This window comes from Streptomyces sp. GL_140 (assembly GCF_057834465.1).
In genome coordinates this window covers 5,913,436-5,929,093 of record NZ_CM174404.1, presented here as the reverse complement: position 1 = coordinate 5,929,093, position 15,658 = coordinate 5,913,436, and the positions used below count along the sequence as shown (strand labels likewise).

General features: G+C 71.4%; 12 protein-coding genes. 3 read left to right on the top strand and 9 right to left on the bottom strand.

Annotated elements, in window-relative coordinates:
- The first annotated feature begins 63 nt into the window (after positions 1 to 63).
- On the top strand, positions 64 to 1,272 hold the full coding sequence (locus tag AC3IYJ_RS27490; protein WP_489397395.1) for a PucR family transcriptional regulator: 1,209 nt from the start codon (positions 64 to 66) through the stop codon (positions 1,270 to 1,272).
- Positions 1,273 to 1,288: 16 nt separating this feature from the next.
- Here the strand turns inward: AC3IYJ_RS27490 and AC3IYJ_RS27485 are convergent, their stop codons facing one another.
- Both AC3IYJ_RS27485 and AC3IYJ_RS27480 read right to left on the bottom strand, forming a co-directional pair.
- The gene (locus AC3IYJ_RS27485) at positions 1,289 to 2,050 is read right to left on the bottom strand and encodes an SDR family NAD(P)-dependent oxidoreductase (RefSeq protein ID WP_489397394.1); all 762 of its coding nucleotides are present in this window, start codon (positions 2,048 to 2,050) and stop codon (positions 1,289 to 1,291) included.
- Position 2,051: 1 nt separating this feature from the next.
- Positions 2,052 to 2,759, bottom strand: a complete 708-nt coding sequence (locus AC3IYJ_RS27480) for a DUF4386 domain-containing protein (protein ID WP_489397393.1) — start codon at positions 2,757 to 2,759, stop codon at positions 2,052 to 2,054.
- A gap of 87 nt (positions 2,760 to 2,846) precedes the next feature.
- Here AC3IYJ_RS27480 and AC3IYJ_RS27475 point away from each other — a divergent pair, with 87 nt between their 5' ends.
- Positions 2,847 to 3,413: a MarR family winged helix-turn-helix transcriptional regulator gene (locus tag AC3IYJ_RS27475; RefSeq protein WP_489397392.1), complete on the top strand. Its 567-nt coding sequence runs from the start codon at positions 2,847 to 2,849 to the stop codon at positions 3,411 to 3,413.
- A 43-nt stretch (positions 3,414 to 3,456) separates the two neighbouring features.
- Here the strand turns inward: AC3IYJ_RS27475 and AC3IYJ_RS27470 are convergent, their stop codons facing one another.
- Positions 3,457 to 4,059: a TetR/AcrR family transcriptional regulator gene (locus tag AC3IYJ_RS27470; RefSeq protein ID WP_489397391.1), complete on the bottom strand. Its 603-nt coding sequence runs from the start codon at positions 4,057 to 4,059 to the stop codon at positions 3,457 to 3,459.
- 134 nt (positions 4,060 to 4,193) lie between these two features.
- On the opposite strand from AC3IYJ_RS27470, the gene AC3IYJ_RS27465 reads away from it, so the two are divergent.
- Positions 4,194 to 5,729 (top strand): MFS transporter, encoded by a 1,536-nt coding sequence (locus AC3IYJ_RS27465; RefSeq protein WP_489397390.1) that lies wholly within the window; start codon positions 4,194 to 4,196, stop codon positions 5,727 to 5,729.
- Positions 5,730 to 5,823: 94 nt separating this feature from the next.
- Here the strand turns inward: AC3IYJ_RS27465 and serA are convergent, their stop codons facing one another.
- The 6 genes from serA to AC3IYJ_RS27435 form a co-directional block, all read right to left on the bottom strand.
- On the bottom strand, positions 5,824 to 7,413 hold the full coding sequence (serA, locus tag AC3IYJ_RS27460; RefSeq protein WP_489397389.1) for a phosphoglycerate dehydrogenase: 1,590 nt from the start codon (positions 7,411 to 7,413) through the stop codon (positions 5,824 to 5,826).
- 276 nt (positions 7,414 to 7,689) lie between these two features.
- Complete coding sequence (gene ilvC / locus AC3IYJ_RS27455) at positions 7,690 to 8,691, bottom strand: ketol-acid reductoisomerase (RefSeq protein WP_489397388.1); 1,002 nt, start codon at positions 8,689 to 8,691, stop codon at positions 7,690 to 7,692.
- A 130-nt stretch (positions 8,692 to 8,821) separates the two neighbouring features.
- Positions 8,822 to 9,346 (bottom strand): acetolactate synthase small subunit, encoded by a 525-nt coding sequence (gene ilvN / locus AC3IYJ_RS27450; protein WP_053677671.1) that lies wholly within the window; start codon positions 9,344 to 9,346, stop codon positions 8,822 to 8,824.
- Positions 9,347 to 9,377: 31 nt separating this feature from the next.
- Positions 9,378 to 11,267, bottom strand: a complete 1,890-nt coding sequence (locus tag AC3IYJ_RS27445; RefSeq protein ID WP_489397387.1) for an acetolactate synthase large subunit — start codon at positions 11,265 to 11,267, stop codon at positions 9,378 to 9,380.
- Between the two features lie 215 nt (positions 11,268 to 11,482).
- The gene (locus tag AC3IYJ_RS27440; RefSeq protein ID WP_489402953.1) at positions 11,483 to 14,404 is read right to left on the bottom strand and encodes a putative bifunctional diguanylate cyclase/phosphodiesterase; all 2,922 of its coding nucleotides are present in this window, start codon (positions 14,402 to 14,404) and stop codon (positions 11,483 to 11,485) included.
- Positions 14,405 to 14,686: 282 nt separating this feature from the next.
- Positions 14,687 to 15,634 (bottom strand): 2-hydroxyacid dehydrogenase, encoded by a 948-nt coding sequence (locus AC3IYJ_RS27435; protein WP_489397386.1) that lies wholly within the window; start codon positions 15,632 to 15,634, stop codon positions 14,687 to 14,689.
- Between the last annotated feature and the right edge of the window lie 24 nt (positions 15,635 to 15,658).

Here is a 15,658-nt window from a genome sequence, read left to right as displayed (position 1 = left end):
ATCCGTGGCCCGGATCTCATACATGTGTCTGAAGACCCGGTCGCGGGGTGGGAGAATGTCCGAGTGAAGGGCGATTACCAGGACCTGGTGGACGAGATCTCGGCGCTGCTCGGCGCTCCGGCGACGCTGGAGAACCGGGACTTCCGCCTCATCGCCTTCGGCGCCCACGACAGCGACGACGATCTCGCGATGGACCCGGTCCGGACCCGCTCGATCCTCACCCGCCAGTCGACGGCCGCCGTCCGGGCCTGGTTCGAGGGCTTCGGAATCGCCCGCGCCTCCGAACCCGTCCGGATCCCGGCCGCCCCGGAGGCCGGGGTCTTCCGGGGCCGGATCTGCCTGCCGGTGCGCTACCGCGGGATCGTCCAGGGCTACGTGTGGCTCCTCGACCAGGAGCCCGGAATCGACGCGGGAGCGCTGGCCGCGGCCATGGAGGTGGCCCAGCGGATCGGGGTCCTCCTCGCGGAGGAGGCCCGCGCGGGGGCCGACCTGTCCCGGGAGTTCCGCGCGGTGCTCACCGCCGGGCGCGGCTGGCAGCAGGACATGGCGGTGGCGGCGCTACGGGTGGCGCTCGGTCCGGGGGCCGACGGACCGCACGCCGCGGTGTGCGTGACCCCGTGGCCCGGGGAGGCTCCGGCATCGGTCCCCGGGGCGGCGGCGGTGTGCGTGGCCCCCTGGCGGGCGGCCGCCGAGGAGGAGCCCGGCACCGGCCCGGGCGACCCGGTCGGCGGCAGCGCCCCGTCCGGGCGGTCGCTGGCGGTGCTGGTCCGGCTCCGCGGCACGGACGCCCTGGCTCCGGCCCTGACGGCCGTCTCCCGCCTCCTCCCCCGCGCGACGGCGGGACCGGGCGCCCCCGGGGCCACGGCCGGGGTGTCCGACCCGCTGCGGACCCTCGCCGGGCTGCCGACCGCCTGGCAGCAGGCCGCCGCGGCGGCGCGGGCCGCCCTCGCCCAGCCCCTGCTCGGACCGGTCGCGCAGTGGTCCGCGATCGGGCCCTACCGGATGCTGGCCTCCGTGACCGCCGAGGCCCTGGACGACCCGGCGGCCCGCACCCTGCTCGGCCCTGCCCACACCCAACTGGCCCGGACCGCCGAGGTGTTCCTGGACTGCGCCGGGCAGGCGGGCCGCGCGGCGGCGGCCCTGGGCATCCACCGCCAGACCCTGTACTACCGCCTCGCCCGGGTGGAACAGCTGACCGGCCTGGACCTGGACGAGGGCGAGGACCGGCTGCTGCTCCACATGTCCCTCAAGGCGGCCCGGCTGCACGGCTAGGGGGTGCCGCGCCGGATCACCCCGTGATCCGGCCGCCCGCGACGTCCAGGGTGACCCCGCTGAGCCAGGACGCCCCGTCCGAGGCGAGGAAGAGCGCGCAGGCGGCCACGTCCCCGGGAAGGCCGAGCCTGCCCAGCGGGTGGATCCGCGCGAGCTGTTCACGGATCTCCACCGGCATCCCGACCGCGGTCCGCTCGGTCAGGATCACCGAGGGCGCCAGGCAGTTGACGCGGATCCCGCGCGGGCCGAGCTCGGTCGCCAGGTGCTGGGTCAGCATCACCAGCCCGGCGTTGGCCACCCCGTAGGCGAGGTTCGCCTGGCTGGGCCGGCGGCCCGCCGCGGAGGACATGGTGATCACGCAGCCGCGGCCGCGCTCCAGCATGCCGGGCAGGAAGGTCCGTACGGTCAGGAAGGCGGAGGTGAGGTCCGAGTCCAGGACCTCGCGCCAGCGCTCCTCGGTGAGTTCCGGGGTGGGGACCGGCCGACCCTGGCCGCCCGCGAAGGCCGCCAGTACGTCCACCGGGCCCAGCCGCCCTTCGGTCTCCTGCCGGACCCGGGCCAGCGCCGCCGCGTCCGTGACGTCGGCGGTCACGGACATCGCCGTACCGCCCTCGGCGCCGATCGCCTCCACCACGCCGGCCAGTGCCTGCGCGTCCCTGCCGACGACACAGACCCGGGCCCCCTGCGCGGCGAAGGCATGGGCGGTGGCGGCTCCGATGCCGCGACTGCCGCCCGTGACGACGACCGTACGGCCGTCCAGTTCGGGGTAGCTCGTCATCTCAGCGCGCCCCCGCCCGGCCGAGGCCGTGCCGGGTCCGCGGGAGCTTCACCGCGACCCACACCAGCCAGGCGAGCCCGCCGAAGCGCAGCACGGGCAGCAGGTACTGGAACCCGTCCACCACCAGCCCGAGCAGGGCCAGCATCCCGACGGCGGCCAGCACCAGCCCGGCCCACGCCAGGGGCCTGGGCAGCAGCCCCGCGAGCAGCCCGGGGACGGCGACCCCGGCGAGCAGCAGGGCGAACATCGCGGAGTACGCGGGTCCGCCGGCGAAGAACGCCAAGTCGGCCAGGGCCCGCGCGAGGTCGGGTCCGGCGCCGTCCGTGAGCCGGGCCCCCGCCCAGCCGGACATGGCGCTCAGCATCAGGGCCGCGGCGGCCAGCACCCCGCCGGCCAGGGTGATCGCGGATCCGGGTGCGGTGATGCCGAGCGCGCGCAGTCGCCGGTAGAGGACGGCTGCGATCAGGGCCATCGGGACGGCCGCGCCGAGCAGGAGGAGGGCGCCGAGCTGTGCGGTGGTGCGGTGCCCGGCGGCGTAGTGCAGGACCTCCAGGCCGGTGGCGTCGGGGTGCGGGGTGGCCCGGTTCAAGGCCACGTAGGCGATGGTCAGGCCGACCAGGGCCAGTACGGGGGCCAGCAGGGGCGGCCCGGCCTGGGGCCCTCGGCCCGTCCGGTCGGCCGTTTCCACGGGGGCATGTGCGGCGGTCATGGCGTTCTCGTCTCCTCGTCCGTCCAGTCCGTTCCTTTCTAGAATGATTACAAGCCGAAACGATTGTCAAGCTGTTACGGTTTCCCCATGGGAACGACGGATGACGGTGACGGCGGCCCGCGCCCGCACGGCGGCGTGGCCTTCCTGCTGGCCCAACTCGGCGCACACGCGGCCGGCCGCTTCGCCGAGCGGGTCTCCGCGCTCGACCTGACCCCCGCCCAGGCGGGGCTGTTGCGCCTACTGGCCCGCACCCCCGGCCGCAGCCAGCGCGAACTGGCCGACGTACTCGGCATGCCGCCGAGCCGCTTCGTGGCCTTCGCCGACGACCTGGAGGCGCGCGGGCTGATCGAGCGCCGCCGCAACCCGGAGGACCGGCGGCTGTACGCGCTGTTCCTCGCCGACGCCGGGACCGCCCTGCTGGCCGATCTGCGCGAGGTGGCGACGGCGCACGAACAGCAGGTCTGCGAGCCCCTGTCGGCGGAGGAACACGAGCAACTGGCTTCCCTGCTGGGCCGACTGGCGGCCGCTCAGGGCCTGACTCCGGGCGTCCACCCGGGCTACCGCTCGGTGCGCCCGCCCGCGGGCGGCGGCAGCGACACCCCGCCGGGTCGTCCCGGCGGCGGACCGCGTCGGCGCACGGCGCCGCCGAAGTAGGCGGGCGCCGCGCCCGACGCGTACAACTCGAGGGGACTCCCCCTCAGATCCGGCCCCCGGCTTCGGCGTCGGGCGCCGCCTTCGCCATCGCCTCCACCGCCCGCCGCATCCCCTCGGTCAGTTCCGCCGGGGTCGCGGCCGACTCCGGGTCGAAGAGCCACTGGAGCATGAACCCGTTGAGCAGGGCCTGGTAGAAGGCACCGGTCGTCCGCAGATCGCCCTCGGTCACCTCCTCCTCGGGCACTCCGGTGAACATGGAGATCAGCGCCTTGCGCCCCTCCCCCTGCGAGGCGGCGAGCAGCGCCCGCAGCTCCGGCAGCCGCTCCCGGGTCAGCGCGACCTCCATGCTGGCCGCCCAGATCGGGGCCGAGGACTCATGTCCGGCATGCACCCCGTCCCACACGGAACGGAAGCGCTCCAGCGAGCCGCCCTCACCTTCCACACCAGCCGTGAACTGGTCGCCCCACGTCTCGACCAAGGCGAGGAACGCCTGCGTCAGGAGCTCGTCCTTGGAGCCGTAGTGGTAGCCGATGGAGGCCAGATTCGCACCCGAGGCCTTGACGATGTCGCGCGCGGTCGTGCGCACGAAACCCTTCTCGACCAGGCACGCCTTGGCGCCTTCCAGTAGATCTTCGCGATGTCCCATGGCCCCACGGTAGCAAGACGTCCGTATAGGGCAACCGCCCCACACGGCCGTTCCACACGACCGTTCCATACGGCCGTCAGAAATCTATACGGGCGTACTAGACACTCGTTTATGACGCTTGTGCATTGCTGCTCATGACGAACCCCGCAGCACGTCTCGCCGGTCGCCGGGAATGGATCGCCTTCACCGTTCTCGTGCTCCCCCTGCTCCTGGTCTCGATGGACGTCTCCGTCCTCTACTTCGCCATCCCGGCCATCACCCGGGAGCTCGACCCCAGCTCCACCCAGCAGCTCTGGATCTTCGACAGCTACGCCTTCGCCCTCTCCGGCCTGCTGATCACGATGGGCTCGCTCGGGGACCGGATCGGCCGCCGCAAGCTGCTGCTGATCGGAGCGGCGGCCTTCGGACTCGCCTCCGTCGCCGCGGCCTACGCCTCCAGCGCCGAGATGCTCATCGCGGCCCGCGTGCTGCTCGGCGTCGGCGGCGCGACCTTGATGCCCTCCACGCTCGCCCTGGTCCGCAACCTCTTCCAGGACGACAAGCAGCGCGGCAAGGCCATCGCGATCTGGTCCGGGGCCATGACCGGCGGCATCGCGCTGGGCTCGGTGCTGAGCGGCGTGATGCTGAACCACTTCTGGTGGGGCTCGGTCTTCCTGATCAACGTGCCCGCGATGCTGCTCCTGCTCGCCCTGGTCCCCGTGCTGGTCCCCGAGTTCAAGGACCCGGCCCCCGGCCGCTTCGACCTGCTGAGCGTGCCCCTGTCCATGGCCGCCGTCCTGCCGGTGGTCTACGGCCTCAAGGAGATCGCCGCCGAGGGCTTCACCCCGCTCCACGCCGCCTGCATCGCCGTAGGCCTGGCCTTCGGATACGCCTTCGTCCGCCGCCAGCGCACCCGTGAGGACGCCATGGTCTCCCGGGCCCTCTTCCGGGGCCGCGGCTTCGGAGCCGGCATCGGCCTGAACACCATCGCCGCCTTCGCCATGATGGGCTCGGCCTACTTCAACACCCAGTACCTGCAGTCGGTGCTCGGCATGGGCACCCTCGAAGCCGCCCTCTGGAGCCTGGCGCCGTCCCTCCTCATCGGCGCCGCCGCCCCGGTCAGCGCCGTGCTCGCCCAGAAGACCGACCGGGCCTACGTCATCTCCGGCGGCTTCGCCCTCGCCGCCGCCGGGTTCGCCCTGATCAGCCTGGTCGGCACGGACTCCCTGTGGCTGCTGCTGACCGGCGCCGGCGTCCTCGCCAGCGGCATCGTCACCGTGATGTCCCTGGTCTCCGACATGGCGCTCGGCGCCGCCCCCGCCGAGAAGGCCGGCTCCGCCGCCTCCCTGCTGGAGACCGGCCAGGAGTTCGGCGGCGCCCTGGGGATGGCCGTCCTGGGCAGCCTCGGCACCGCCGTCTACCGCTCCGACCTCGCGGACTCCGAGCCCGCCGTACGGGAGACCCTGGGCGGAGCGGTGGCCACGGCGCAGCAGCTCGGCGGCGCACCGGGCGGACAGGTCCTGGCCCTGGCCCGCGAGGCCTTCGTCCACGGAATGCAGTACGCGGCCTGGGGCGGTACGGTCCTGCTCCTCGCGGCGGCGGTGCTCGCCACGGTCCTGCTGCGGGGTCGCGGAGCGCCGGACCCGGCCGAGGCGGAGCAGGCCTGCGGCCGCGGAGCCCTCGCGCACTGATCCGCGTAGGGAAAGAGGCTCCGTACACACGAAAGGGCCCGGGGGAAACCCCGGGCCCTTCGTGTTCGTCCGTTGTGAAGCGGACCGCGGTGGATCAGCCGAGGCTGACCGTGCGGGCCGAGACGGCGCCGATCTCGGTGGAGATGTCCGCGAGGACGTTCACCGGGACCTCGGCGTCGACGGTGAGGACGACGAGCGCCTCGCCGCCCTCCTCGGCGCGGGCGACCTGCATGCCCGCGATGTTCAGACCGGCCTCACCGAGGATGCGGCCGACGGTGCCGACCACGCCCGGACGGTCGGTGTAGCGCAGGACGACCATGTGGTCGGCGAGCGCCAGGTCCACGTCGTACTCGCCGATGCCGACGATCTTCTGAAGGTGCTTCGGGCCCACGAGCGTGCCGGAGACCGAGACCTCCCCGCCGTCCGAGAGGGTGCCGCGCACGGTCACCACGTTGCGGTGGTCCGGGGACTCCGAGGAGGTGGTCAGACGGACCTCGACGCCGCGCTCCTGCGCGAACAGCGGGGCGTTGACGTAGGAGACCGTCTCGTCGACGACGTCCTCGAAGACACCCTTGAGCGCGGAGAGTTCGAGCACCTTGACGTCGTGCTGGGTGATCTCGCCGCAGACCTCGACGTCGAGACGGACCGCGACCTCGCCCGCCAGAGCGGTGAAGATGCGGCCGAGCTTCTCGGCGAGCGGCAGGCCCGGACGGACGTCCTCGGCGATGACGCCGCCCTGGACGTTGACCGCGTCCGGCACGAGCTCGCCCGCGAGCGCGAGGCGCACCGACTTGGCGACCGAGACACCGGCCTTCTCCTGGGCCTCGTCCGTGGACGCGCCGAGGTGCGGGGTGCAGACGACCTGGTCGAGCTCGAACAGCGGGGAGTCCGTGCAGGGCTCCTTCGCGTACACGTCGAGACCGGCGCCAGCGACGCGGCCCTCCTTGATGGCCGAGTACAGCGCGGCCTCGTCCACGATCCCGCCGCGGGCGGCGTTGACGATGCGGACGGACGGCTTCACCTTGTGCAGGGCCTCGTCCCCGATGAGACCGAGGGTCTCGGGGGTCTTGGGCAGGTGCACGGTGATGAAGTCGGCGACCTCCAGGAGCTCGTCCAGCGTCAGCATCTTGACGCCCATCTGGGCGGCGCGCGCGGGCTGTACGTAGGGGTCGTACGCGACGATCTTCATGCCGAAGGCCGACATCCGCTGGGCGACCAGGACGCCGATGCGGCCGAGGCCGACGACACCGAGGGTCTTCTCGCTGAGCTCGACGCCCGTGTACTTGTTCCGCTTCCACTCGCCGTTCTTCAGCGCGGTGTTGGCCTGCGGAATGTAGCGCGCGGTCGCGACGAGGAGGCCACAGGCCAGCTCGGCGGCGGTGACGATGTTGGAGGTCGGGGCGTTCACGACCATCACGCCGGCCTTGGTGGCGGCGGAGACGTCGACGTTGTCCAGACCGACTCCGGCGCGCGCGACGACCCTGAGCTTCTTCGCGGCGGCGATGGCCTCGGCGTCCACCTTGGTCGCGGAGCGGACCAGGATGGCGTCTACGTCCGCGATCGCGGGCAGCAGCTCGGCGCGGTCGGCGCCGTTGCAGTGCCGGATCTCGAAATCCGGGCCGAGCGCCTCGACGGTCGCCGGCGACAGCTCTTCGGCAATGAGTACGACAGGTTTCGAGCTCACGTGGGTCCTCACAAGTCCAGTGCGGACGGCCGTCCCGACGGCCGCAGGCGGTGGAGGGGGTAGCCGCGTGGAAGACGCACGACACTGTGGGCCTGACGCGTTGTGTTGAGCAGTGTAGTGGCGGAATCGGAAAGGATTTCCGCCGCTACGGAAGGATCACCCGTCCGAGATTGGCCGGGGTGGACAAGCGGGCCTCCGGGAGACCGCTTTTCCGCGTGCAGGTGGTGCGGTGCGGCGGAGCCGGGACTCACCGTCCCGGCCCCGCCACGTGCAAGATCAGCTCTCGTCGTTGTCGACCCAGCTCATCAGCTTGCGCAGCTTCTTGCCGGTGGTCTCCAGCAGGTGCGCCTCGTCGGCCTTCTTGTACTCGTTGTACTTCGGCAGACCGGCCTTGTACTCGGCCATCCAGGTGTTGGCGAACTCGCCGTTCTGGATCTCCGCGAGGACCTTCTTCATCTCGGCCTTGGTGGCGTCCGTGATGATGCGGGGGCCGGTGATGTAGTCGCCCCACTCGGCGGTCTCGGAGACCGACCAGCGCATCTTCTCCAGGCCACCCTCGTACATGAGGTCCACGATGAGCTTCAGCTCGTGCAGGCACTCGAAGTACGCGATCTCCGGCTGGTAGCCGGCCTCGGTCAGGGTCTCGAAACCGGCCTTGACCAGAGCGGAGGCGCCACCGCACAGGACGGCCTGCTCACCGAACAGGTCGGTCTCGGTCTCCTCGGTGAAGGTGGTCTTGATGACGCCGGCGCGGGTGCCGCCGATGCCGGCCGCGTACGAGAGCGCGAGCTGGAAGGCGGAACCGGTGAAGTCCTGCTCGACGGCGGCGATGCAGGGCACGCCGCGGCCTTCCTCGTACTGACGGCGGACCAGGTGACCCGGGCCCTTCGGGGCGACGAGGGCGACGTCCACGTTGGCCGGGGGCGCGATGAAGCCGTAGCGGACGTTGAAGCCGTGACCGAAGAAGAGCGCGTCGCCCTCGTTCAGGTGCTTCTCGATGGACTCGGCGTAGATCTCGGCCTGGAGCGGGTCCGGGGTCAGGATCATGATGACGTTGGCCCAGGCGGCCGCCTCGGCGACGGGGAGGACCTTCAGGCCCTGCTCCTCGGCCTTGGCCTTGGACTTGGAGCCCTCGTGCAGACCGACGACGACGTCGACGCCCGAGTCGCGGAGCGACAGCGCGTGGGCGTGGCCCTGGCTGCCGTAACCGATGACCGCGACCTTGCGGTTCTGGATGATGGACAGGTCGGCGTCGTTCTCGTAGAACAGCTCGGCCACTGGGAACTCTCCTTGATGCGCTGGTGTTGCTCCCACCGTACGGCGGGGAACGGAATACGGGTTTCTCGGTCTCGCCATCCGAGCTGACGGGCCGGTCCCGGTGATCGGGGGCCGGCTCCGCCCGGGCGGCTCAGGCGCTGCGGTCGAGCGCGCGCAGGCTGCGGTCCGTGATGGACCGGCCGCCGCGCCCTATGGCGATCGTGCCGGACTGGACGAGCTCCTTGATGCCGAAGGGCTCCAGCATCTTGAGCATCGCGCCCAGCTTGTCGGTGCCGCCGGTGGCCTCGATGGTGACGGCCTCCGGGGAGACGTCGACGGTCTTGGCGCGGAACAGCTGAACGATCTCGACGATCTGCGAGCGCGTTTCGTTGTCGGCGCGGACCTTCACCAGAACGAGTTCGCGCTCGATGGCGTTGTGCTGCTCCAGCTCGACGATCTTGAGCACGTTGACCAGCTTGTTGAGCTGCTTGGTCACCTGCTCGAGCGGGAGGTCCTCGACGTTCACGACGATGGTGATGCGCGAGATGTCGGGATGCTCGGTGACACCGACCGCGAGGGAGTCGATGTTGAACCCGCGGCGGGAGAACAGCGCGGCGATCCGGGCGAGGATGCCGGGCGTGTTCTCGACCAGGACGGAGAGCGTGTGCTTGGACATGTGAGTCTTTCTCTCTCTCGGCTCTCTCGGCTCAGTCGTCTTCGTTGTCGCCGAAGTCGGGACGGACGCCCCGGGCGGCCATGACCTCGTCGTTCGAGGTGCCGGCGGCGACCATCGGCCACACCATGGCGTCCTCGTGGACGATGAAGTCGACGACCACCGTACGGTCGTTGATCGCGTTGGCCTCGGCGATGACCCGGTCCAGGTCGGCCGGGTCCTCGCAACGCAGCGCCACGCAGCCCATGGCCTCGGACAGCTTGACGAAGTCCGGGACGCGGGTGCCCTTGCGGGGGGCGCTGGACTCGCCGAGCTGGGAGCCGACCGCTGTGTCCTGGCCGGTCTCGTCCGCGTGCAGCACGGTGTTGGAGTACCGCTGGTTGTAGAACAGGGTCTGCCACTGGCGGACCATTCCCAGGGCACCGTTGTTGATGATCGCGACCTTGATCGGGATGTTGTTCAGCGCGCAGGTGACCAGTTCCTGATTGGTCATCTGGAAGCAGCCGTCACCGTCGATCGCCCAGACCGTGCGGTCCGGCATGCCGACCTTGGCGCCCATCGCGGCCGGGACCGCGTAGCCCATGGTTCCGGCTCCGCCTGAGTTCAGCCAGGTGCGGGGCTCCTCGTACTTGACGAAGTGCGAGGCCCACATCTGGTGCTGGCCGACGCCGGCCGCGTAGATGGTGTGCTCGGGGGCCAGCTGGCCGATCCGCTCGATGACCTGCTGCGGGGACAGCATGTCCTCGGAGGGCTTCTCGTAGCCCAGCGGGTACGTGTCGCGCCAGCGGCTGAGGTCCTTCCACCAGGCGCTGTAGTCGCCGGCGTGGCCCTCGGTGTGCTCGGCCTGGACGGCCTGGATCAGGTCGGCGATGACCTCGCGGGCATCACCGACGATCGGGACGTCGACCGCGCGGTTCTTGCCGATCTCGGCCGGGTCGATGTCCGCGTGGATGATCTTGGCGAACGGGGCGAAGCTGTCGAGCTTGCCGGTGACGCGGTCGTCGAAGCGGGTGCCCAGCGCGATCAGCAGGTCCGACTTCTGCAGCGCGGTGACGGCGGTGACCGCACCGTGCATGCCGGGCATGCCCACGTGCAGCGGGTGGCTGTCGGGGAAGGAGCCCAGGGCCATCAGGGTGGTGGTGACCGGGACGCCGGTCAGCTCGGCGAGGACCTTCAGCTCGGCGGTCGCGCCGGACTTCATGATGCCGCCGCCGACGTACAGGACCGGGCGCTTGGCCTGGCAGATGAGCTTGGCGGCCTCGCGGATCTGCTTGGCGTGCGGCTTGGTGACCGGCCGGTAGCCCGGGAGGTCCTGCGTGGGCGGCCACGAGAAGGTGGTCTTCGCCTGCAGGGCGTCCTTGGCGATGTCGACCAGGACCGGGCCGGGGCGGCCGGTCGAGGCGATGTGGAAGGCCTCGGCGATCGTCCGCGGGATGTCCTCGGCCTTGGTGACCAGGAAGTTGTGCTTGGTGATCGGCATCGTGATGCCGACGATGTCCGCCTCCTGGAAGGCGTCGGTGCCGATCGCCTTGGAGGAGACCTGGCCGGTGATCGCGACGAGCGGGACGGAGTCCATGTGCGCGTCGGCGATCGGAGTGACCAGGTTGGTGGCACCCGGGCCGGAGGTCGCCATACAGACGCCCACCTTGCCGGTGGCCTGCGCGTAGCCGGTGGCGGCGTGGCCGGCCCCCTGCTCGTGGCGGACCAGGATGTGACGGACCTTCTTGGAGTCCATCATCGGGTCGTACGCCGGGAGGATGGCGCCGCCCGGGATGCCGAAGACGGTGTCGCACCCCACCTCTTCGAGAGAGCGGATGAGGGACTGCGCACCCGTGACGTGCTCAACTGCGGGGGACTGGTGTCCGCCGTTACGGGCCCGCGGCTGCGGATGGTGGGCCCCGGTGGCCTGCTCGGTCATCGGCATTCTCTTCTCGAAGCTGAGGGTTTTGCGAGGAGGGTTTAACGAGATTCGACGTTGCCAGTGCAACAAAAAACCCCTCGTGCCGGGAGGCAAGCGAGGGGAGCGCGTCGGGTGCGTTGAGCGGGGACATGCTGGTCCCAGCTTCAGCCGACGCGCTTTCCAAGTACGAGAATTCGGGTGCGCATGGCATTGACCCTCCCTCCGGCGGGAGGGTGATGTCAAGCGGGTGGGACGGGCGTCTCATTATGTGAGCCTCTGTGGATGACCATGGAGCCCCCGAGCGAGCCACCGGCCCATGCGGGTTGAGCCGCACCGCCCGGTACTGGGAACGTACCTCTCACGAGCGCTCGGCGCAGCCTGTACTCGTCCAGAGGCCCGGAGAAGGCCATCCCCTGGCCGTGGGTGCAGCCCATCGCGCGCAGGGCCAGGACCTGCTCGGGCAGATCCACTCCTTCGGCTGCCGACTGCATGCCGAGGTCGTTTGCGATCCGCAACAAACCTGCGGTGATCTTGTGGAGGCGGGGGGACTCCACGACCCCTTCCACCAGGCCGCGGTCCAGTTTGAGCATGTCCACCGGGAGCCGCCGGAGGGCGCTGATGGCCGCGTAACCGCTGCCGAAGCCGTCCAGGGCGATCCGCACCCCGAGCCGGCGCAGGGCCGCCAGGCGGCGCTCCAGGTCGTCGAACGGCACCCTGGGGTCGGAGACCGCGAGCTCCAGGACGAGCGCCCCCGAGGGCAGCCCGTGCCGGGCCAGCAGGGCTTCCACCGAGCCGAGCGGCATCGAGCGGTCCAGCAGCCGCTGCGCGGTCATCCGTACGGCCACGGGCACGTCGTGCCCGGCCCGGTGCCGCTCGGCGGCCTGTCCGACGGCCTCCTCCAGCAGCCAGCGCCCCAGCTCGGCGGTGCGCGAGGCGTCCGGCAGGGCGGCGTGCCCGCTCCCCTGCCGCTGCCCGCCCCGGTCGTGCCCCTGCCCCGGTCCGCCGCCCTCGCTGCACTCGGCGACCCGCAGGAACTCGGCGGGCGTGAACAGGATCCCCTGGGCCGAACGCCACCGGGCCTGCGCGGCCACGGCGGAGATCTCGCCGGTGGCCAGGGAGACCACGGGCTGGTGCAGCAGGGCGAACTCTCCGTCGTGCAGCGCGGTGCGCAGCCGCCCCGCCAGCTCGGCCTTGCGGACCACCTCGGCCTGCATCTGGGGCGCGTACATCTCCACGCGGTCCTTGCCGCCCGCCTTGGCCCGGTACATCGCGAGATCCGCGTTGCGCATCAGGTCCGAAGGGGTGATGCCGGGGTCCGCGAAGGCCACGCCGATGCTGGCGGCGACCCGCACCTCGCTGCCCGCGATCCGGTAGGGCTGGGAGAGCGTGGTGCGCAGCCGGTCGGCGATCTCGTGGACCTGGTACTCGCGGGCGCTGCGGTCGCGGCTGCCGTCGCCCAGGATCAGCGCGGCGAACTCGTCGCCGCCGAGGCGGGCCGCGGTGTCCCCGGCCCGGACCGATTCCTGGAGCCTGCAGGCGGCCTCGATGAGCAGCTCGTCGCCCGCCTGGTGGCCGATGGTGTCGTTAACGGCCTTGAAGCCGTCCAGGTCGATGAAGAGCACGGCGGTGCTGTGGTCCCCGGCCCGCCGGCCGGTCAGCGCCTGGCGGACCCGGCGGGTGAACAGGGCCCGGTTGGGGAGGTCGGTGAGCGGGTCGTGTTCGGCGCTGTGCTGGAGCTGCGCCTGGAGCCGGACCCGCTCGGTGACGTCGCGGCTGTTGAGGATGAGTCCGCCCTGGTGGCGGTTGACCGTGGATTCCACGTTGAGCCACTCGCCGCCGCCGGACTTGAAGCGGCACTCGATGCGGGTGGTCGGCTCCTCGGTGGGCGGGGCGGCCAGGAAGCGGCGTACCTCGTGGATCACGCGGCCGAGGTCCTCGGGGTGGATCAGGGTGGCCAGCTCGGTGCCGACCAGCTCCTCCGCCTCGCGGCCGTAGACCCCGGCGGCGGCGGGGCTGACGTAGCGCAGGGTCCCGGTGGGCGCGGCGATCATGATGACGTCGCTGGAGCCCTGGACCAGGGAGCGGAAGTGGTTCTCCTTCTGGGCCAGTTCCTGGGTCAGCGCGATGTTGTCGAGGAGCATGATGCCCTGCCGGACCACCAGCGCGAGCACCACCGTGCAGCCGGTGAAGACGACGACCCGGTCGACCTTCCGGCCGTCCACGACGTTGTAGAGGATCCCGAGGGTGCAGACGGCCGCCGCGAGGTACGGGGTCAGGGCGGGCAGGGAGCCGGTGATGGGACGGCTGTGCGGCCGCTCGGCGCGTACGGGCACGGGCAGCGGGACCGGGCTTATGCGACGGGCGCCCCACGGCGCGTAGGCGAGGAGCAGCGAGCCCGCGAACCATCCGGCGTCGAGGAGCTGGCCGGACTGGTACCCGGCGCTGAGCAGGGGCGAGGTGAACAGTGCGTCGCTGAGCACGGTCAGCGCGAGGGCGGCGATCGCGGTGTTCACGGCGGAGCGGTTGGCCTCGGAGCGGCGGAAGTGCAGCACGAGGACCATCGAGACGAGCGCGATGTCCAGGAGCGGGTAGGCCAGCGAGAGCGCCGCGCGCGGCACGCTCCCGGGCGCGCCCGACTGCGCGGTGCGCGCCGCGTGCGCGAGGGCCAGGCTCCAGGACAGGGTGAGCAGGGAACCTCCGATGAGCCAGGAATCGAGCGCGAGGCAGACCCAGCCGGCTCTGGTGACCGGGCGCTTGGCCAGGACGAGGAGGCCCACGATGGCGGGCGGCGCGAAGCACAGGAAGGCGAAGTCGGCGATGGAGGGCTTGGGCACCGCCTCACCGAGGACCACCTCGTACCAGCCCCAGACGGCGTTGCCGCAGCCGCCCATGAGCGAGGAGAACGCGAACAGCAGCCACGCGGGGCGTTCCCGGCTGTCGATGGCCCGGGCGTACGTGAAGCACGAGCCTGCGGCCAGCAGGCCGGCGGCGCTGAGTCCGAAGTCGCCCATGACTTCGGCGAGTTCCTCGGAGCCCCAGCCGAGCGCGGCGCCGACGGCGTATCCGCTGCAGACCACTGCGAGGAGGAGCTGCATCGCCAGGTTCTTGGCGCCGCCGGAGAGGGGCTGACGGGTCAGGAGCGCAACCCCCGGGGCGCTCACCGGTCCCCCTCGCTGGCTGATTCCGGTGCGGCCCAGTCCCGGCACCGTCGCCTCCGGCGGCTTCGCCGCGTCGGATCCTTCGTCCATTGGCCGTACATCGCCCGTCGCCCCCCAAAGTGTCCGATCACTCCCCAGCGCCAGACGTTCGTGGCGCAGCCCCTTGTTCCGGACGATACACCACTTTCGTCACTCAGGGACATAGCTCCTCTACTCTCCGTCACCAAGTGGGGAGTTGTGTCCACTGAACGCATCCGGCCGACTGCGGAGCGTGCGCACCGGGCGTCACTCCGTGATCAACACCGTGTTCTCCACGGGCTCTCCGGCGGCGAACCGGCTCAGCTGCCGGGCCAGCAGGCGCTTCGCCCGGGGCTCGAACGCCGAGCTGCTGCCGCCCACATGGGGCGTAATCAGGACACCCGGAGCATGCCAGAGCGGATGGCCTGAAGGCAGCGGTTCCGGATCGGTGACGTCCAGCGCCGCGCGCAGCCGGCCCGACTCCAGCTCCAGGACCAGGGAGTCGGTGTCGACGACGGGACCGCGCGCCACGTTCACCAGCAGCGCCCCGTCCTTCATGAGGCCCAGGAACTCGGCGTCCGCAAGCCCCCGCGTCTCGTCGGTGAGCGGTGTGGAAAGGATCACCACATCGGCCCGGGGCAGGAGTTGGGGCAGGTCGGCCAGAGCGTGCACCGGCCCGCGCGCCGTGGTGCGCGCCGTCCGCGCGACGCGCGTGATCCGCTCGCACTCGAAGGGTGCGAGCCGGTCCTCGATGGCCGCGCCGATCGCCCCGTAGCCGATGATCAGTACGGACTTGTCCGCGAGGGCCGCGTAGAACCCCGAACGCCACTCCTCGCGGTCCTGACCGCGCACCATGCCGGGGATCCCGCGCAGGGAGGCCAGGGTGAGGGTGAGCGCCAGTTCGGCGGTGCTCGCCTCGTGGACGCCCCGGGCGTTGCACAGCCGTACACCGGGGCGCAGGTCGCCGAGGCCGCCCAGGACGTGATCGATGCCGGCGGTCAGGGTCTGCACGACCCGCAGGCCGGGCATCGCGGCCAGCGGACGCACGGTGACGGCCGGGGACTTCATGTACGGGGTGACGTAGAAGACGCAGGCGGCCGGGTCGGCCGGAAAGGTCTCCTCGCCGTCCCAGTGGCGGTACTGGAAGGAATCGGGGAGGCCCTCGATCTCCTCGGCGGGGAACGGGAGCCAGACGTCCGGAGTCTCTGTAGTCATGATCACGAGGCTATGTCAGGGGAT